The organism is Alcanivorax sp. VBW004, from assembly GCF_009718865.1.
Classification (GTDB): Bacteria; Pseudomonadota; Gammaproteobacteria; order Pseudomonadales; family Alcanivoracaceae; genus Alcanivorax.
The window spans coordinates 2,084,229-2,099,393 of sequence record NZ_WNHC01000001.1; the positions used below are offsets into that span (position 1 = coordinate 2,084,229).

Sequence of the window (15,165 nt, forward strand, 5' to 3'; positions counted from 1 at the left end):
CATCAGGTGAGGAGAAAAAACATGAAAGCATTACTGGAACTCTCCAATGTCGGCATGAAATTCGATACGCCAAAAGGCCAGTTCGAAGCGCTGAAAGATGTGAATCTGAAAATTGAGTCCGGCGAATTCGTCTCTCTGATCGGTCACTCTGGATGCGGTAAATCTACCGTGCTCAATATCGTGGCGGGCCTGCTTCAGGCCACCGATGGTGGGGTCATTCTCGACAAGCATGAGGTGACCGAGCCAGGTCCGGAACGTGCCGTGGTGTTTCAGAACCATTCGCTGCTGCCCTGGCTGACCTCGTTCGAAAATGTGGAGCTGGCGGTCAAACAGGTCTTCAAGAAGACCAAGAGCAAAGCGGAAATTCGTGACTGGGTGGAGCATAACCTGGAGCTGGTGCACATGGCGCACGCCATGCACAAGAAACCGGATGAAATTTCCGGTGGCATGAAACAGCGTGTTGGTATTGCTCGCGCGCTGGCCATGCAGCCCCAGGTGCTGCTGATGGATGAGCCTTTCGGTGCTCTCGACGCGCTGACCCGCGCTCACCTGCAAGATTCCCTGATGGAGATCCATGCCCAACTGGGCACCACGGTGATCATGATTACCCACGATGTGGATGAGGCCGTACTGCTGTCAGACCGCATTGTGATGATGACCAATGGTCCCTCCGCCACCATCGGCGAGATTCTGGATGTGAAGGTCCCACGTCCACGGGACCGCCTGGCCCTGGCGGATGACCCCACCTTTGTTCGTTGTCGTCAGCAGGTGCTTCAGTTCCTGTATGAGAAACAGCGCAAGGTGGAGCCGCTGCCAAAGCGTGACAGCACTAAAGCTGAAGCGAACCGCAAGCGGGCCTGATTTAAACGCATAAAACCTGGATTAACCCTTCCGCTTTTTCGCGCACCGAAAAGCGGGAACAGGGAAGGTGCGCCCTGAATTTACGACGTTAACTTTTTTAATTTTGGGAAGTGTTGAGGAAACGATGATGAAATATTCTGCCATTGCTGCCGGTGTCCTTCTGTCCACGCTGGGCTTTACGGGGACAGCCAACGCGGAAGACGATGCCTTTATTACCGCACTGAAAGACGGCACACCGCTGCTGAACATGCGCCTGCGTTATGAAGACGTGGACAGTGATGCCTTTACCGAAGACGGCCAGGCGCTAACCCTGCGTACCCGTTTGGGTTACCAGAGTGGCAAGCTTCACGGCTTTGATGTGATGGGGGAGTTTGAAGATACCCGCATCGTGGGCCAGGTGGACAACTATGCGCCGCAGCAGGCCGGTTACCCGGTCATTGCAGATCCGGAAGTCACTGAACTGAACCGCGCCGCTATTCGTTATACCGGTAGCCATGCCCTGGAAGGCCTGGTGGCGACTTACGGTCGCCAGCGGATCATCTACGACAACGCCCGTTTTGTGGGGAACGTGGGCTGGCGCCAGGATGAACAGACCTTTGATGGTGCGCGGATTGATTACGGCATCAGTGATTTCAGTGTCTCTGCGGCCCATCTGACCCAGGTGAGCGGCATTACGCCGGGGTTTGATGCCAATGTGACCAACAATCTTTTCAATGCCAGCTGGGAGGGCATGCCGGGTGGCTCGCTAACCGCGTACGCCTACTTGCTGGAAACCGATAACGTAACCGACTCGCAGAACGATACCTACGGTGTGCGTTATGCCGGTGCTTTCGATCTGGATGCGGTAAAGCTGTTGCTCACGCTGGAAGGGGCCCAGCAGGAAGTGGAAGCCGGTGATACTGACTATTACTTTGCCGAGCTGGGCGCAGAGGTGGCCGGAGTAACGGTAAAAGTGGCACAGGAAGTGCTTGGTTCAGATGACGGCCTGGTGGCTTTCCAGACACCATTGGCGACCAAGCATGCCTTCAACGGGTGGGCGGACCAGTTCCTGGCCACGCCGGCTGATGGCCTGGAGGACACCTTCGTGACCGTGGGCGGCAAGCTGGCCGGGTTCAAGCTGGCGGCGGTCTACCACGACTTCCAGTCCAATGAAGGCAGCACGGATTACGGCACGGAAACCGACCTGCTGATGGCTCGCCCCATCGGTAAGCACTATGTGGTTGGTCTGAAGTATGCGCAGTACAGCGCCGACGACTTCAAGGATGACACCAGCAAGTACTGGGCCTGGGGTGAGATTAAATTCTGATCACATTTTGGTGCCGGAAGGTGCGTCGCCTTGGTGCACTTTTTCGGTGCTGGATTAGAGGAAAACTAAATACATTGAAAATCATCAGGTTAGGGATGTGATGACTGGCACAACCGTTGCAAAACAACCCGTAACGACAACGATTCCGGACGCGCCTGACATGATGGTTCCGAAAATAAGATGGCTCTGAAAATCATGCTGGTAGATGACCAGCCACCCCGTGCCGCGATTCTCGAGCGGGCCCTCATTGATGAGGGCCACGAGATCCTGTGCCGCCTGACCAGCGCCGCCGGTTTGGCGGAGAAGGTGCGCAGCAGTAATCCGGATGTGGTGATTGTCGACATGGATGCGCCTGATCGGGACACCCTGGAAAGCATGGCCCTGGTGCAGCGGGATATCCCGCGGCCCATGGTCATGTTCTGCAACCAGGACGACGAAGAGCTGGTGGTGGCGGCGCTGCGCGCGGGCGTCAGCGCCTACGTGGCTGGAGAAACCGACCTGACCCGGGTGCGCGGTGTCATGCGCGTGGCGACGGCCCGTTTCCGGGAATACCAGGCGTTGCGTGAAGAGCTGGAAGAAACCCGTGAGGCCCTGGCTGAGCGGAAAATCATTGAGCGTGCGAAAGGGTTGCTGATGCAGCGTCGCCGGCTCAATGAACAGGATGCCTACAGCACCCTGCGTCGCCAGGCCATGAACAGCGGGCAGCCGTTGATTCAGGTGGCCCGGTCGGTGCTGGATTATGCCGAAATGCTCAAGGCGCAAGGGTGAAGAACGCCAGACGCTGGACGCCGGAAGCCTGACGCAAAAAACAGGAGACAAGATGCGACGAGTGATGCCATTGATGAAGGCGCGCAGCCTGATCGAGACACCGGAGAAGACGGTGAGCCGGGCACCGGCCGTAGAGGGCGTCAGGTCGGTTCGCCGTCAGGCGTCCAGCATCCGGCGTCCGGCTTTCATGGAGCAAATCTCATGAAGGTGCGTATCGGCTATATGCCGCTGACAGACAGCTTGCCGCTGGCAGTGGCCCAGGAGGCAGGCTTCTTCGCCGCCGAAGGGCTGGATGTGGAGCTGCAACCGGAATGGAGCTGGGCCAGCCTGCGCGATCGGCTATTGGTGGGGCAGCTGGATGCGGCGCCGATGTTGGCGCCGATGCTGTTGTCCACGTCGCTGGGGCTGGGCTGTATCAAGAAGCCCCTCGCCACGGCATTTTCCATGGGGTTGAACGGTAACGGCGTGACAGTTTCGCCGATGCTGTTTCAGGGACTGTGCGCCTTGTCGGAAGGGCCGACACCCAACGACATCGCCGCCGCCATGAACAAGCTGGTGGCCGCGCGGGCTTCCAGCGGCGAAGCACCGCTGGTGCTCGCGGTGGTCTTTCCGTTTTCCTGTCATGCCTATCAGTTACGCCACTGGCTGAGTGTGGCCGGGCTGGATCCGGATCATGATGTGAAGCTGGTGGTGCTGCCGCCTTCGCAAATGGTGGATCACCTGCGCATGGGCCACATTGATGGTTTCTGTGTGGGCGAACCGTGGAATAGTCTGGCCGCACTGACCGGCGCCGGGCACTGTATTTTGTCCGGTTATCAGATTTGGGAAAATGCCCCGGAGAAGGTGCTGGCGGTATCCCGTGACTGGGTGTCACGTCATCCGGATACCCATCGTGCATTGCTGCGGGCGTTGTACAAGGCGGCCTGCCATGCGGATGAGAACCTGGTGGAGAGTCTGTCGTTACTGGCCCATCCCGCGTGGCTGGATGTGCCGGCAGAAATCATTCGTGCACCGTTCAGCCAGCGGTTGCCCGGTGGCCTGACGGGCCAGCCGTTTCCGGCTCATCACTTTCATGTGTTTGCCGGTTTTCACGCCAATTTTCCGTGGCGCTCCGACGCTGCCTTTCTGTTGCAGGAAATGCAGCGCTGGCGACAGTGTTCGCTGGAAGAAACCAACACCTTTGCGGCCCAGTGCTACCGTACGGATCTGTTCCGCGATGCGGTGGCCGATCTCACCAGCTTGCCGCTCATGGACAGCAAGCCGGACGAACGTCATGCCGGCCACTGGCAATTGCCCGGCGAGCCGACCCCCCTGGAGCTGGGGCCGGACCGGTTATTGAAAGTCATTGAGGCGGAGGCGTCGGGGGAGAACTGACCTTTGCCCTCCGTCCTTTCTGTAGGAGCGTCGCTTGCGGCGCGATAGCCGAAAAATATCGAGTTGCGAGAAGCGAGTTTCGAAGATCAAAATCTGAAACCGGGATAGTCAGGTTTTCGCTCCTCGTATCTTGCTCCTCGTCACTGTTTTATCGCGCCGCGAGCGACGCTCCTACGGGACGGCTAAACCCGTTTAACAGTCTGTAGGTCGAATTAGCCTGAAAGGCGTAATCCGACATCCCCCCGTTTAACAGCAGGACTAGCCTGCCTGGCGTAACTGTTTCGCTGCATTGACCATGTTGGCCAGCGCCCCACGGGTTTCTTCCCATTTACGGGTTTTCAGGCCGCAGTCCGGGTTCACCCATAGCCGTTCCTTGGGCAGCCGCTCGGCGGCTTTTTCCATCAGCTGTACCATCCATTCCACGTCGGGTTCGTTGGGCGAATGAATATCGTAGACGCCCGGGCCGATGTCGTTCGGGTAGTGGAAATCCCGGAAGGCATCCAGCAGTTCCATGTTGGAGCGGGAGGTCTCGATGGTAATCACATCCGCATCCAGCGCCGCGATGGCTTCGATGATGTCGTTGAATTCCGAATAGCACATGTGGGTGTGAATCTGGGTGTCGTCGTCCACGCCCACGGTGGCCAGGCGGAAGCAATCCACTGCCCAGTCCAGATACTGTGCCCATTCCCCCTGGCGCAATGGCAAGCCTTCGCGCAGGGCGGGTTCGTCAATCTGGATCACCTTGATGCCCGCTTTTTCCAGGTCCTGCACTTCATCGCGCAGGGCCAGGGCGATCTGGCGACAGGTGTCGGCGCGGGGCTGGTCGTCACGGACGAAGGACCATTGCAGAATGGTCACCGGCCCGGTGAGCATGCCTTTCACCGGCTTGTCGGTGAGGGACTGGGCGTAACGGGCCCATTCCACTGTCATGGCATGGGGGCGTTGCACGTCGCCGAAAATGATCGGTGGTTTGACGCAGCGTGAGCCATAGCTTTGTACCCAGCCAAAGCGGGTGAAGGCGAAACCGTCCAGCAGTTCACCGAAGTATTCCACCATGTCATTGCGCTCGGCTTCGCCGTGCACCAGCACATCCAGCTCCACTTCTTCCTGGTAGCGAATGCAGCGGGCAATTTCTTCCTGCATCTGCTGATGGTAGTCAGCGTCGATCAGCTTGCCGGCTTTCCAGTCCCGGCGTGCGGTGCGAATTTCCCGGGTCTGCGGGAAAGAGCCGATGGTGGTGGTGGGGAAGGCGGGCAGCTGCAGGGTTTGTTGCTGCCGGGCAATACGGGCGGCAAACGGGCTGAGGCGGTCGCGGGAAACCTGGCTGGCGTCTGTCAGGCGCTGGGCAACGGCAGGGTTGTGAATCCGCGAGGACAAGCCACGGGCTTGCAAGGCTGCCCGCTGGGTGTGCAGGCCGGCATTGACGCTGCTGTCGCCACGCAGGGCGCCACCGAGCAGCGCCAGCTCTTCCAGTTTCTGTTTGGCAAAACTCAACCAGCTTTTCAGTTCGCTATCGAGCTTGTCTTCCTGGTCCAGATCCACCGGGCTGTGCAGCAGGGAACAGGACGGTGCCAGCCAGAGCTGGCCGCCCAGTTCATTGCGCAGGCCAATCAGACCATCCAGGGCGGCGTCCAGATCGGTGCGCCAGATGTTGCGACCGTTGATTACCCCCAGCGATAACACCTTGTCGCCGAGCCGGGGAACAACCTGACCCAGGTCATCGTTGCCGCGTACCCGATCCAGGTGCAGGCCGTGTACCGGGAGCTCCAGCGCGGTGAACAGATTATTGCCCAGTCCACCGAAGTAGGTGGCCAGCAACAGTTTGGCCTGGCTGGCCGAGGCCAGCTGGTCGTACACGCGCAGGTAGGCGCGCTGCCAGCTGTCTGGCAAGTCCAGCACCAGAATCGGCTCATCAATCTGTACCCATTGCACGCCCTGGTCGGCGAGGCGGTGAAGGATGTCGCGGTAGACCGGGATGAGCTGATCCAGCAGCGCCAGCTTGGCGCTGTCGTCGGCACTGGCAAAGGCATCGCCCTTGCTCAGGTACAGGTAAGTGAGCGGGCCGGGGATCACCGGTTTCGGGTTGTGGCCCTGTGCTTTGGCTTCTTCAACCTGCTCGAACAGGCTTTCGCGGGCAATGCGGAAGGTCTGGTCGGCGGCCAGCTCCGGGACGATGTAATGGTAGTTGGTATCAAACCACTTGGTCATTTCGCAGGCTGCGGCGGGGGTGCCGGTGGGCGCGCGGCCACGGGCCATGCGAAACAGGGTGTCCAGCTCCACCGGTGCCTTGGCATTCTGCTCGAAGCGTGGCGGGACCACGCCCAGCAGGCAGGAAAACTCCAGAATCTGGTCGTACCAGGCGAAATCGCCCACCGGCATCAGGTCCACCCCGGCGTCGGCCTGCAGGGCCCAGTGGCGCTCGCGCAGGCTTTTGCCCACGTGCTCCAGTTCGCTCTGTTGCAGGTCGCCTGACCAGTAGGCTTCCTGTGCCTGTTTCAGTTCGCGGCGGGCGCCGATGCGCGGAAAGCCGAGATTATGCAGGGTGGTCATGTTGGATTCCTTGGGATGACTGACGGGCAACAGGGTTTATGCGAGATGCACTGTGCCCGTGGTTTGTTTGGGATCGAGGCTATTGTGTCTCCCTGCAGAGTTGAGGCAAAATCAAATATCTAATCTTGACTATGAATTTCACTCAACTAACGCTGGCCTGGCTGTAGGCGCGCCTGCAGCCGTTTTGTCCACCACGGAGATTTCCATGCTCGAACTCAGACATCTGGCCACCCTGCGTGCCATTGAAGAGGCAGGGTCACTGGTGGAGGCAGCAGAGCGGCTGCATGTCACCCAGTCGGCGCTGTCTCACCAGTTGAAGGATCTTGAGCACCGTCTGGGGGTAGCGTTGTTGGTGCGACGTACACGGCCGGTACGCTTTACCACAGCCGGGCTGAGAGTGCTGGCGTTGGGGCGGGAGATTCTTCCCCGGGTGCAGCAGACGGAACGGGAGCTGAAGCGTCTGGCCGCCGGGCAGACCGGGCGGCTGCATATCGCCATCGAATGCCATTCCTGTTTTCAGTGGCTGATGCCCGCACTGGATGCGTTTCGGGAGCACTGGCCGGAGGTAGAGCTGGATTTGTCCGCGGCCTTCAGTTTTGCGCCGTTGCCTGCGTTGGTGCGCGGGGATCTGGATATGGTGATCAGTTCCGACCCGGTGGAAAACGAGGCTGTACTTTATGTGCCACTGTTTCGCTACGAGCTGGTGCTGGCGGTGTCGCGGCAATCGCCGTTGGCGGCGCAGAAGTGGATTCTTCCGGAAGACTTCGCTGACCAGACCTTGATTACCTACCCGGTGGAGCGGGAACGACTGGATGTGTTCACCGCCTTTCTGGACCCGGCCGGCGCCGAACCGGCTGCTATCCGCACCGCCGAGCTGACCCCCATGACCGCACAACTGGTGGCGGCAGGCCGGGGTGTGGCAGCGCTACCGAACTGGGCGCTCACCGAATACACCGAACACGATTTATTGAAAACCGTGCGGCTGGGTGAAAAGGGGGTGTGGAGAACGCTCTATGCGGCGGTGCGAGCTGAGGACGAACAGACGCCTTATGTGCAGGAGTTTCTCGGTACTGCGCGGGATTTATGCTTTAAAACGCTGAGTGGCATTAAGGCTGTGCGTTAAATTGCCTCGAGACGTTGTTCTACTGTGGGAAGCGATGCTCGCATCGCGAAGGTGCCGGCGTGGCGTTATTCGCGATGCGAGCATCGCTTCCCACAAACATGGTAGGCGGGTTAAGCGTTCTTGAGGGGGTTCCTGGTTTTGAATTCATGCGTCAGGCCTTAGGCGTCCAGCATCCGGCTGGCAGGCTATTCCCCGTCCCGATACTGGATCTGCAAGCCCTTGAGAAAGTTGCGCAGAATCTGGTCCTTGCAATCCCGGTAGTGCTTGTGGCCGGGTTTGCGGAAGAAAGCGCTGAGTTCGTGTTTGCTCATGCGGAAGTTGGCCAGCTCGAGCACCGCCAGCACGTCTTCGGCCTGCAGGTTCAGGGCGATTTTCAGTTTCATGAAAATCATGTTGTTGGTGAGGCGGCTTTCCGGTTCCGGTTGCTGCCCGGGTTTCTTGCCGCGCAATGCATTGATCAGGCCGTTGAGAAAAATCGCCAGGGTACGATCGGTGCATTTTTGAAAGGCCGGGTCGTCGTCCTTTTTCAGCCACTCGCTGACCTGTTCCCGGGTGACGGTTTCGCCGGCTTCGGCGAAAACGCCGATCATGCGAGTGTCGTCGAAATCGAAGATGTACCGGGTGCGGCGAAGGACGTCGTTATTGAGCATGCGGGACCTGTGGTGAGAGAAACGGAGGGGCGTGACCGCCATGGTTCAAATGTAATAGTACAGGGAACCGATGGTGGGAACACGCCTGCATGTCCGTCGACGTTTCAGGGGGTAAAGATTTTCAGCCCCACAATGCCCGCCAGAATCAGCCCGAGACAGAGTAACCGTGGGGCGTTAACCGCATCCTGGAACAGCAGAATGCCCAACAGCACGGTGCCGATAGTGCCGATGCCGGTCCACACCGCGTAGGCGGTGCCTACGGGTAAGGTCTGCATGGCCTTTGCCAATAGCCAGAAGCTGGCGACCATACCGATAAGAGTAAGCAGTGAGGGAAGCGGGCGGGTGAAGCCGTGGCTGGCTTTTAGTCCCAGCGCCCAGCCGGTTTCGATAATGCCTGCGAGTATAACCAGGGCCCATGCCATGACGTGTCTCCTGTCATGGGGTCGTCCCCGTTATGTGATTGATGCGGTGGCGGTGAATGCCGGGGTCGTCCCCGATATCCATTGGTGTGAAGTATAGCTCAGACCCACTGGCGGAATCAGGGTTCCTGTGGGGCGAGAATTTTTTCGATGCGCTCGGGGTCATGACAGAGCGTGAGCAGGGAGTCCTGGAAGGGGCGTTGTGCTTCCTCGTCGAAATGGTGCTGTATCCACTGCCTGAGCTGCTGCTGGTAATGGAAGTAGGGGCAGTCTTGCACCGGTGTGGTTTCTATATGGGCGAACAGCGGTACGGTGATTTCCCGGTGCTGCTCACCGGTTGGGGGTGCGATGGTGCGCGTTTCGGCCACCGCATCCGGGTAAGCCGGGTGGCGAATTGTCCACTGGTCCGAGGCCAGATAGCTGGCCGGCATGGCCATATGGAAACCGATATGGGAGCTGCCGGGCAGGGTGAATTCCCCTTGCGCATTGCTGGTGGTAGTGCGGGGCGGCTCAGGGTCATCGGGCGAGACAATCAGACTGATGGTGGCGCCGCTGATCGGGGCGCCGGTGTCGCCATCGATGATGGTGCCGCTGACGGGTTGGGCGTCCCACATCCGTTGAATAGTGGGGATGCAGCCGATCAGTAGCAGGGCAAGCGCTGCTCCAACCAGTGGGTAGACGAGTGCCTTCTTTGTGGATGACCTGATCATGACATGGTCTCTATCAGACTGGAGAGAAAGGTATCCGTTTGCTCTGGAAAATAACCGCTGGCCAGGCCCAGCAAAATGAGCGCCCACAGGCTGATGCCCAGCAAGATCCAGATACCGTTGGCGAGCGTCAGTCGATTATTGAGCAGGCCGTGTTCATCCCCCTGGGACAGGTTGATGGCTTTTTGTGCCTTGAACAGGACGGCCCAGGTGACGGGTAGAAGCGCCAGTGAAATCAGGTCCAGAATACCAAAGGTTTCCATGTTGGCGGCGGCCCGGTCAGACACGGTGCTGATCAGGTAGGAGAGAATATACAGGGTCGCCATGGTGGCGACCGGTAAGGGTTTTGCCTTTCCTTCGTTTTCGTCATTGATAGTTTTCACCAGCGAGCCAAAGAAAAATACGCTGAACAGGGCGCGTGCTACGGGTTGCACTTTTTTCTGCCGGATGTCTTTTTGGTTCTGCCAGTTCCGGAAATTCCAGTAGACGTCATAGATGCCCAGGGTCGCCCAGAAAAGCAGATTGAACTTCCAGGGAGCGACAACATAGAGCGCTACCCCCGAGGTATCTGATTCCGGTGTGATGATCTCGCTGTCCGGTGCCTGGTAAAGGTTGGATTCCATTCGCTGTTCCCCGCATCGGCGCTTGCCGATGGTATTTTTGGATAATGCTGGCTGTGATTACGGCCAGTTCTTATAGGGTGTGGTGCTTAGCGCACTGTTGTAATAACGGCTGTCACCGGTGACCTCGTCCCCCAGCCAGGCCGGTTTTTCAAAGGGCGTGGTTTCGCTGGGCAATTCGATTTCTGCCACGATCAGCCCGTCGTTATCGCCGTGAAACACATCAATTTCCCAGCACAGCTCACCTTGTGGCAGCCGGTAACGGGTTTTATCGATGACGCCGGCGCCGCACAGCTCGGTGAGCATCTGGCGGGCATCCGCCAGCGGAATGGGGTATTCGAATTCACTGCGGGTGGCGCCCACGGTTTTGCCCTTGATGGTCAGCCAGGCAGTGTCGCCGGTGGTGCGCACTCGCACGGTGGCGTTCCTGTCATGGCTCAGGTAGCCCTGTGTGAGCCGTTCTCCGGCCAGGGTGTCGATGATTGCTGTGTCGCTGACTTGAAACTTGCGCTCAATTTCCGTTGCCATGGTTGTCTGCCTGAATGTTTCATCGAATGCATGGCAAGCGTAACACTGGCCAATAGCACTTCCCCATCATTTGTCGCCAAGCGGTTACGGTGATTCATTGATGAGGGCTATGCCGAATTATTCAGGTCTATGCCCAGTTGATCAAAGCTGATGTCAAAACCCAGTGCCTTGTAGCCGTCGATGATGTCCGCAGGCAGATAAAACGCCGGCTCGTCCATAAAGAAGTACTGTGACACCCCGATGCCGTAACGATAGTGCGTTTCCCACATGCTGTTATGCGGGTCGGGATTATCTGCGTTGGGGTTGTCCAGGACAGACAGTTGTGGCGCCAGTCGCTGCAGCTTGTAGAGCAGCTTTTCAAAATGGTCCCGGTGGCTGGTGGTGTGATCCAGCTGGCTGGAGAGAATCCAGCGATTTTCCTGGCGCAGGGCCTCGGGGACGGCATCGCTGTAGGTCTCGCCTTCGCGCCAGTAGTCGTCCGCGCTTTGTCCCAGGAGCAGGTCCAGCTGCTGCGGGTCGTGGTCAAAGCCGAATACGGCGAAGTAGACGTGGTGCTCCATTACGGATTATCCGGGCGCAGTGTGCGGTTGCGTTCCAGCTGATTCACGGGAAAGCCCTTGTCCTCGGCCACCTGTACCAGGGCTTGGTACTGGTCATCGTTGAGTTCCGGCTGGCGCGCCAGTATCCACAGATACTCGCGGCTGGGTTCGCCGATCACCACGGTCTGGTAGTCCTTGTCCAGGGCGATTATCCAGTAGTTGCCTTCGGTAATGGTGGGAACCAGTTTCGATACCCAGTTATCAAAGCGCACCTTCAGCTTGGCATTGCCGGAATCGGGGACAATGCGAGCGGTGCCTACCGCTTCACTGGCTTCGTCGCCTTCGCGCTGGCAACGGTTTACCACCTTGACGGTGTCATCGTCATTCAGGCTGTAGGTGGCGGTGGAGTCGTAACAGCCGCGCTGAAACCATTGCGGCAGACGGGCGATTTCATACCAGGTGCCTGCATAGCGTTGCAGGTCTACCTGATCCACCGTAGCCAGGGGTTTGTTGTCGCCGCCACAGGCGGCCAGTACCCCGCTGATCAGCACGATAGACAGGAATCGGGTGGCACGGGCAGTGTGGGTTACGAACATCAATGTCTCCTCTGGGGTGGAACTAGCTACAGGCTATCGGCTTCTTGCTGGCGATCAAGCCCGTTTTGAACTGTCGTGCTATACTTCGGCGCTGTTTTAGGGAGCCCGATTTGAGCCAGCCATCCACCCATTCTGATGCCGAAACCGCCCCCCGGCTTGTGCTGGAGCAGCTCAGCTGTGAGCGCGATGACCGGCTGTTGTTCAGTGGTTTGAGCCTGACCGCATCGGCCGGTGAAATCTGGCAGATCACCGGCGCCAACGGTGCCGGCAAAACCACGTTGTTACGCATTCTGGTAGGGCTGCACGGCTTCTACGAAGGCGTATGCCAGTGGTGGCAGCCTCAATGGCAACAGGAATTACTTTACCTGGGCCACCAGCCAGGAGTACGTGAAGAGCTCAACCCACTGGAAAATTTGCGTTACGCCTGCGCGCTGAGCGGGCAGGGGGGCGACCCCATGGCGGCGCTGGCAGCGGTGGGGCTGCAAGGTTTTGAAGATGTGCCGGCGGCGCACTTGTCCGCCGGGCAAAAGCGCCGTATTGCCCTGGCGCGCCTGTGGCTGGAGCACAAGGCAGTGTGGGTACTGGATGAGCCCTATACCGCCATCGATCAGGATGGGGTGGCGGCGCTGGACCAGCAGATCCAGCAGGCGGCCCAGGCTGGCGCGTTGGTGATCTACACCTCCCATCACCAGGTGGGCGATGGCGTGCGGCGGCTGCATCTGGCCCACGGGCAGGCAGAAGTGACGTCAGGGGGGCGGGCATGAGCGTGTTCCGTGCGGCCCTCTCCCGGGAGTTATTGGTGCTGTGGCGCAGCCCGGCAGAAATTATCAATCCGCTGTTTTTCTTTGTGATGGTGATCAGCCTGTTTCCGTTGGCCATATCGCCGAAACCGGAACTGCTGGCGCTGGTGGCCCCCGGCGTACTCTGGGTGGCGGCGTTGCTGGCGGTGATGCTGTCGCTGGATGGCCTGTTCCGGCGCGACCAGGAAAGTGGCGTGCTGGAATTGTTGCTCACCGCGCCGGTAATGGCGGTGGTGCCGGTGAGCGCCAAGCTGCTGGCGCACTGGCTGCTGACCGGTTTGCCGCTGGTGCTGATCTCCCCGGTGCTGGCGCACATGCTGCAGCTGCCCGATGCGGTGCTGGGCACGGTGATGCAGAGTTTGTTGCTGGGTACCCCGGCGCTGACCATCATCGGCGCCATCGGCGCGGCGCTCACCGTGGGACTGAACCGGGGTGGTATTCTGTTGGCGGTGCTGGTGCTGCCGCTGTACATTCCGGTGCTGATTTTTGGCGCCGGAGCAGTGAGTGCCGCAGCCGAAGGCGGTGCGGTGAATGGCATCCTGGCGATTCTTGGCGCCTTGCTGGCGCTGACGGTGAGCCTGGGGCCGCTGGCGGTGGCCGCTGGCCTGAAGATCAGTTCCGGGAATTAAACGCGCGGCTATCCGACGGGAAAGCGGGCGGTATTGAAAGTACGTAGGTGAAGGTAGGTGTCTGAATGGTTTGGCAAACGATAAAACGCTGGTACCACATGCTCGGTTCGCCGCGTTACTTCTATACGTTCAGTTCTGCGTTACTGCCGTGGCTGACGCCCATTGCGCTGCTGGTGTTTACCGTGGGCATCGTCTGGGGGCTGGCGTTTGCCCCCAGTGATTATCAGCAGGGCAACAGCTACCGGATCATCTTTATTCATGTACCTGCGTCCAGCGGTGCGCTGATGGGCTACATGGCCATGGGCGTGGCGGGCCTGGTGGCCGTGGTCTGGCGCATGAAAATGGCAGAAGTGATGATGAAGGCCATTGCCCCTTTCGGCGCGGCACTGGCGGCCATTTCCCTGGCCACTGGCGCACTGTGGGGCAAGCCAACTTGGGGTACCTACTGGCAGTGGGACGCCCGCATGACCTCCATGCTGATTCTGTTGTTCATGTACGTGGGTGTGATTGCCCTGCAGAACGTGATCCGTGACCCGCGCCAGGCCGCCCGTGCTGCCGGTTTGTTGGCCATGGTGGGGGTGATCAATGTGATCATCGTGAAATATTCGGTGGAATGGGTGCAGACCCTGCACCAGGGGTCGACCCTGAAACTGGTGGGTGAATCCACCATCAACCCGGCCATGAAATACCCACTGCTGATCAGTATGTTGGGAACCTGGCTGCTGTATGCGGTCAATGTACTGGTGCGAGCGCGCACCGAAGTGATGTGGCGCGAGCGGCGCAGCAAGTGGGTGCGCAAGCTGGTGAAGGGCGGGGGGCAATAGTATGTATTTCGATAGCCTTGCCGATTTCCTAGCCATGGGGAAACACGGTTTTTATGTCTGGAGCGCCTACGGAATCAGCGCGTTCCTGATTATGGCCAGCATGGTGCTGGCGATGCGCGGGCAGCGGCAGGTGCGCCAAACGCTGGCGCGGCAGTGGCGACTTGAGGCCCTTGCCAGAGAGCAGGCTCAAAAAACGCAGCGCCGCCAGCAACACACTGAGCAAAAACCTGAGGTAGATGATGAATCCGGTACGTAAGCAGCGTCTTTTGGTAGTACTCGCCGTTCTGATCGGGCTGGGCATTGCCTGTGGCCTGATGTTTTATGCGCTGCGTCAGAACATCAACCTGTTCTACACCCCGCAGCAGATTGCTTCAGGGGAAGCGCCACTGGATGCGCAGATGCGCGTGGGCGGCCTGGTAGAGCCCGGCACGGTAATCCGCAACCCGGATACCCTGGACGTTACCTTCGGGCTCACCGATGGCAAGGGGCGCTTCACCGTGCATTATCAGGGCATCCTGCCGGACCTGTTCCGCGAAGGGCAGGGCATTGTGGCCAATGGCACGCTGGTGAGCCGGACCCGCTTTGAAGCCGAGGAAGTGCTGGCCAAACACGACGAAACCTACATGCCGCCGGAAGTGCAGGAGGCTCTGGAGAAGGCAGGGCATCCTGGTGCGAAGAAGGCAGGCGAATATAATGAATAATGAATAACGTCGCGTGATAGCGCGGTGTTTTCCCTCCCGCAGAAGCCGCGTCCAAACCATGGACGCGGCTTCTGTGTTTAGAGGCCGGAGGAGCCGGTTCGCGTCGTTATTAATTATTCATTATTAACTATTAATTTTCCTTGCTCTCACCCTCCCACAAGCCCTAAATT

General features: G+C 59.1%; 19 protein-coding genes. 11 read left to right on the forward strand and 8 right to left on the reverse strand.

Going from position 1 to position 15,165, the window contains the following annotated elements; translation table 11 throughout:
- The first annotated feature begins 21 nt into the window (after positions 1 to 21).
- The 5 genes from F1529_RS09595 (at position 22) to F1529_RS09615 (ending at position 4,309) form a co-directional block, all read left to right on the forward strand.
- Positions 22 to 861, forward strand: coding sequence for an ABC transporter ATP-binding protein (locus tag F1529_RS09595; protein WP_007150047.1), 840 nt, complete (start codon positions 22 to 24; stop codon positions 859 to 861).
- Between the two features lie 127 nt (positions 862 to 988).
- Positions 989 to 2,167, forward strand: coding sequence for an alginate export family protein (locus tag F1529_RS09600; RefSeq protein ID WP_230457752.1), 1,179 nt, complete (start codon positions 989 to 991; stop codon positions 2,165 to 2,167).
- A gap of 180 nt (positions 2,168 to 2,347) precedes the next feature.
- Positions 2,348 to 2,935: an ANTAR domain-containing response regulator gene (locus F1529_RS09605; RefSeq protein ID WP_007151333.1), complete on the forward strand. Its 588-nt coding sequence runs from the start codon at positions 2,348 to 2,350 to the stop codon at positions 2,933 to 2,935.
- A gap of 52 nt (positions 2,936 to 2,987) precedes the next feature.
- The gene (locus F1529_RS09610) at positions 2,988 to 3,140 is read left to right on the forward strand and encodes a hypothetical protein (protein ID WP_155134150.1); all 153 of its coding nucleotides are present in this window, start codon (positions 2,988 to 2,990) and stop codon (positions 3,138 to 3,140) included.
- Complete coding sequence (locus F1529_RS09615) at positions 3,137 to 4,309, forward strand: CmpA/NrtA family ABC transporter substrate-binding protein (protein WP_155134153.1); 1,173 nt, start codon at positions 3,137 to 3,139, stop codon at positions 4,307 to 4,309. Before F1529_RS09610 ends, F1529_RS09615 begins: the two co-directional genes overlap by 4 nt.
- Positions 4,310 to 4,567: 258 nt before the next feature.
- Here F1529_RS09615 and metE read toward each other — a convergent pair whose 3' ends face one another.
- Entirely contained in the window at positions 4,568 to 6,859 is a 2,292-nt protein-coding gene (gene metE / locus F1529_RS09620) for a 5-methyltetrahydropteroyltriglutamate--homocysteine S-methyltransferase (RefSeq protein ID WP_155134156.1), read from the reverse strand.
- A 205-nt stretch (positions 6,860 to 7,064) separates the two neighbouring features.
- Between metE and F1529_RS09625 the strand changes: the two genes are divergently transcribed.
- Entirely contained in the window at positions 7,065 to 7,982 is a 918-nt protein-coding gene (locus tag F1529_RS09625; RefSeq protein WP_155134159.1) for a LysR family transcriptional regulator, read from the forward strand.
- A 185-nt stretch (positions 7,983 to 8,167) separates the two neighbouring features.
- On the opposite strand, the gene F1529_RS09630 is transcribed toward F1529_RS09625, so the two are convergent.
- From F1529_RS09630 to F1529_RS09660, 7 genes are all read right to left on the reverse strand, one after another.
- A complete protein-coding gene (locus F1529_RS09630) occupies positions 8,168 to 8,632 on the reverse strand; it encodes a DUF1456 family protein (RefSeq protein ID WP_155134162.1) in 465 nt (154 codons plus the stop codon).
- A gap of 104 nt (positions 8,633 to 8,736) precedes the next feature.
- Positions 8,737 to 9,054 (reverse strand): multidrug efflux SMR transporter, encoded by a 318-nt coding sequence (locus tag F1529_RS09635; RefSeq protein WP_007151187.1) that lies wholly within the window; start codon positions 9,052 to 9,054, stop codon positions 8,737 to 8,739.
- Between the two features lie 116 nt (positions 9,055 to 9,170).
- Positions 9,171 to 9,761, reverse strand: coding sequence for a carboxypeptidase-like regulatory domain-containing protein (locus F1529_RS09640; RefSeq protein WP_230457753.1), 591 nt, complete (start codon positions 9,759 to 9,761; stop codon positions 9,171 to 9,173).
- On the reverse strand, positions 9,758 to 10,381 hold the full coding sequence (locus F1529_RS09645; RefSeq protein ID WP_155134165.1) for a hypothetical protein: 624 nt from the start codon (positions 10,379 to 10,381) through the stop codon (positions 9,758 to 9,760). The genes F1529_RS09640 and F1529_RS09645 overlap by 4 nt, the downstream gene beginning before the upstream one ends.
- 57 nt (positions 10,382 to 10,438) lie before the next feature.
- Positions 10,439 to 10,906, reverse strand: coding sequence for a CYTH domain-containing protein (locus F1529_RS09650; RefSeq protein WP_155134168.1), 468 nt, complete (start codon positions 10,904 to 10,906; stop codon positions 10,439 to 10,441).
- Positions 10,907 to 11,013: 107 nt separating this feature from the next.
- Positions 11,014 to 11,466 (reverse strand): DUF4279 domain-containing protein, encoded by a 453-nt coding sequence (locus F1529_RS09655; RefSeq protein WP_155134171.1) that lies wholly within the window; start codon positions 11,464 to 11,466, stop codon positions 11,014 to 11,016.
- The gene (locus tag F1529_RS09660) at positions 11,466 to 12,041 is read right to left on the reverse strand and encodes a lipocalin family protein (protein WP_155134174.1); all 576 of its coding nucleotides are present in this window, start codon (positions 12,039 to 12,041) and stop codon (positions 11,466 to 11,468) included. Before F1529_RS09660 ends, F1529_RS09655 begins: the two co-directional genes overlap by 1 nt.
- Before the next feature lie 110 nt (positions 12,042 to 12,151).
- On the opposite strand from F1529_RS09660, the gene ccmA reads away from it, so the two are divergent.
- The 5 genes from ccmA (at position 12,152) to ccmE (ending at position 14,995) form a co-directional block, all read left to right on the forward strand.
- Positions 12,152 to 12,805 (forward strand): cytochrome c biogenesis heme-transporting ATPase CcmA, encoded by a 654-nt coding sequence (gene ccmA, locus F1529_RS09665; protein ID WP_155134177.1) that lies wholly within the window; start codon positions 12,152 to 12,154, stop codon positions 12,803 to 12,805.
- Entirely contained in the window at positions 12,802 to 13,470 is a 669-nt protein-coding gene (ccmB, locus tag F1529_RS09670) for a heme exporter protein CcmB (protein ID WP_155134180.1), read from the forward strand. Before ccmA ends, ccmB begins: the two co-directional genes overlap by 4 nt.
- A 65-nt stretch (positions 13,471 to 13,535) precedes the next feature.
- On the forward strand, positions 13,536 to 14,294 hold the full coding sequence (gene ccmC, locus F1529_RS09675) for a heme ABC transporter permease CcmC (protein ID WP_155134183.1): 759 nt from the start codon (positions 13,536 to 13,538) through the stop codon (positions 14,292 to 14,294).
- 1 nt (position 14,295) lies between these two features.
- On the forward strand, positions 14,296 to 14,550 hold the full coding sequence (ccmD, locus tag F1529_RS09680) for a heme exporter protein CcmD (protein WP_155134186.1): 255 nt from the start codon (positions 14,296 to 14,298) through the stop codon (positions 14,548 to 14,550).
- Positions 14,534 to 14,995 (forward strand): cytochrome c maturation protein CcmE, encoded by a 462-nt coding sequence (gene ccmE, locus F1529_RS09685; protein WP_155134189.1) that lies wholly within the window; start codon positions 14,534 to 14,536, stop codon positions 14,993 to 14,995. The genes ccmD and ccmE overlap by 17 nt, the downstream gene beginning before the upstream one ends.
- Positions 14,996 to 15,165 lie beyond the last annotated feature (170 nt).

Coding starts and splice junctions, on each gene's coding strand:
- ccmD (WP_155134186.1), top strand. CDS start 14,296: ATGTATTTCGATAGCCTTGCCGATTTCCTAGCCATGGGGAAACACGGT.
- F1529_RS09660 (WP_155134174.1), bottom strand. CDS start 12,041: ATGTTCGTAACCCACACTGCCCGTGCCACCCGATTCCTGTCTATCGTG.
- F1529_RS09610 (WP_155134150.1), top strand. CDS start 2,988: ATGCGACGAGTGATGCCATTGATGAAGGCGCGCAGCCTGATCGAGACA.
- F1529_RS09605 (WP_007151333.1), top strand. CDS start 2,348: ATGGCTCTGAAAATCATGCTGGTAGATGACCAGCCACCCCGTGCCGCG.
- ccmB (WP_155134180.1), top strand. CDS start 12,802: ATGAGCGTGTTCCGTGCGGCCCTCTCCCGGGAGTTATTGGTGCTGTGG.
- ccmC (WP_155134183.1), top strand. CDS start 13,536: ATGGTTTGGCAAACGATAAAACGCTGGTACCACATGCTCGGTTCGCCG.
- F1529_RS09595 (WP_007150047.1), top strand. CDS start 22: ATGAAAGCATTACTGGAACTCTCCAATGTCGGCATGAAATTCGATACG.
- F1529_RS09625 (WP_155134159.1), top strand. CDS start 7,065: ATGCTCGAACTCAGACATCTGGCCACCCTGCGTGCCATTGAAGAGGCA.
- F1529_RS09635 (WP_007151187.1), bottom strand. CDS start 9,054: ATGGCATGGGCCCTGGTTATACTCGCAGGCATTATCGAAACCGGCTGG.
- ccmE (WP_155134189.1), top strand. CDS start 14,534: ATGAATCCGGTACGTAAGCAGCGTCTTTTGGTAGTACTCGCCGTTCTG.
- F1529_RS09615 (WP_155134153.1), top strand. CDS start 3,137: ATGAAGGTGCGTATCGGCTATATGCCGCTGACAGACAGCTTGCCGCTG.
- F1529_RS09650 (WP_155134168.1), bottom strand. CDS start 10,906: ATGGCAACGGAAATTGAGCGCAAGTTTCAAGTCAGCGACACAGCAATC.
- F1529_RS09640 (WP_230457753.1), bottom strand. CDS start 9,761: ATGATCAGGTCATCCACAAAGAAGGCACTCGTCTACCCACTGGTTGGA.
- F1529_RS09655 (WP_155134171.1), bottom strand. CDS start 11,466: ATGGAGCACCACGTCTACTTCGCCGTATTCGGCTTTGACCACGACCCG.
- F1529_RS09600 (WP_230457752.1), top strand. CDS start 989: ATGAAATATTCTGCCATTGCTGCCGGTGTCCTTCTGTCCACGCTGGGC.
- F1529_RS09645 (WP_155134165.1), bottom strand. CDS start 10,381: ATGGAATCCAACCTTTACCAGGCACCGGACAGCGAGATCATCACACCG.
- metE (WP_155134156.1), bottom strand. CDS start 6,859: ATGACCACCCTGCATAATCTCGGCTTTCCGCGCATCGGCGCCCGCCGC.
- F1529_RS09630 (WP_155134162.1), bottom strand. CDS start 8,632: ATGCTCAATAACGACGTCCTTCGCCGCACCCGGTACATCTTCGATTTC.